This window comes from Providencia sp. PROV033 (assembly GCF_028484855.1).
Lineage (GTDB): Bacteria > Pseudomonadota > Gammaproteobacteria > Enterobacterales > Enterobacteriaceae > Providencia > Providencia alcalifaciens.
On the sequence record NZ_JAMPSW010000186.1, the window covers coordinates 1 to 1,002 of the forward strand.

At 43.5% G+C, this 1,002-nt stretch carries 2 protein-coding genes and 1 pseudogene; 1 reads left to right on the forward strand and 2 read right to left on the reverse strand.

What is annotated here, in order from left to right:
* A pseudogene (locus PSF16_RS17140) lies at positions 1–280 on the forward strand (Rpn family recombination-promoting nuclease/putative transposase); the annotation flags it as partial.
* A 2-nt stretch (positions 281–282) separates the two neighbouring features.
* Here PSF16_RS17140 and PSF16_RS17145 read toward each other — a convergent pair.
* A complete protein-coding gene (locus PSF16_RS17145; RefSeq protein ID WP_272689778.1) occupies positions 283–441 on the reverse strand; it encodes a hypothetical protein in 159 nt (52 codons plus the stop codon).
* A gap of 179 nt (positions 442–620) precedes the next feature.
* The coding region (locus tag PSF16_RS17150; protein ID WP_272689779.1) for a recombinase family protein at positions 621–1,002 on the reverse strand (382 nt) is incomplete at its 5' end.

Genomic DNA, 1,002 nt, shown 5'->3' on the forward strand with positions numbered 1-1,002 from the left:
CCCCAACTTTGAACATATTGTCCAGCAATTGAGTGAACAGGCAGATAAGCATCAGGAGGTTATTGTGAATATAGCACAACGCTTACAAGATAAAGGCCGTCAAGAAGGCCTGCAGAAAGGCATTGAGCTTGGTATCGAGAAAGGTAGAGAAGAAGAACGACTGCTTGCACATCAGCGTCAACTGGATATGGCGCGTAATTTGCTCAAGAACGGTGTTAGCCTTGATCTTATCATTGAGAGTACCGGTTTAAGCCGCGAAGAGCTCATTTCCCTGCAGTAGTCTCACCCTATTTCCTTTGTCATTTTTGTGCTTAACGCAAACGTCGCTAGCTCAATGAGTTTAGCGATGTTTTGCGCTTTTTCATAACGTTTATAGCTTCGCACGCTCACCCCGAGTTCCTCAGCCGCGCGTTCCTGATCGGGGTTGTGCGCCCATTTCATCGAAAAGTCCAAAGTTTTCTCATAGCCCTTTGATACCAAGGGCTACAGACGATGTACAATTTAATATTATTGATAGACTATGCCGCTAAGCTTAATGATTCTTCTGAAATGGGGTTTTGCGCCCATTTCCCCCAAATGTCCCACCAATCATAATTATTCAATTGATTTTAAAGAAAAACCTATTCCTTTTTTTCACCCATTTTGATTTTTCTTTTTAGCCTAAAATAGGTTGCCCGTGAGATACCTGTCTTTGCTGTCACTATACTCATCGTTTCACCTTGCAAAATAAGCTCCTGAGCAGCTGGCGTTCGAGGATGATGTTTTCGTCCAAATTTTACCTCTGCCGCATAGGCTGCAATCCGACCTTCATTTGTTCTTTCTAATATACGTTCACGTTCGGCTTCAGCGACTGCTGCTAGTATCTGAATAACCATTTTCCCCATCGTTCCTTCAGTGCTGAGACCATTTTCAAGAAAGCGAATAGCGGTTCCCTTTTTATAACAGGTATCAACGATACGGATCATGTCAGCAGTATTACGACCGAGGCGATCCATTTTGGGG